This is a genomic window from Shewanella sp. 1180_01, from assembly GCF_052850535.1.
Window position 1 is genome coordinate 1 of the sequence record NZ_VXCT01000223.1, and the last position, 274, is coordinate 274.

The 274-nt window shown below is 45.6% G+C and carries 1 protein-coding gene; it reads right to left on the bottom strand.

Translation table 11 applies throughout. From position 1 onward, the window contains the following. Nucleotides 1-201: transposase (locus FW758_RS24955; protein WP_446446864.1), on the bottom strand; the 201-nt coding region annotated here is incomplete at its 3' end. Nucleotides 202-274 lie beyond the last annotated feature (73 nt).

A 274-nucleotide genomic window follows, 5' to 3' on the forward strand; every position in this document is an offset into this window, starting at 1 on the left:
CTGTTCAGGTGTCATGGGTGAGGCTTTAGGAGCAAGCCCTTGGCGCTCAACCTGAAGCTGTGTTACCCACTTACTGACTGTCGATTTACCCACGTTCATGGCTTTCGCGGCCGCTTCTTGTGTGTAACCTTGATCTATGACTAATTGAGCTGTTTCAAGCTTAATGGCGGCGCTATATCGTGCACGTTTACTTTTATTCATGTTGTCACCTAAATGGGTTATGAGGGGATCATAACATTTCTTATTAGGTGGCCAAATTCACTATGCCACTACA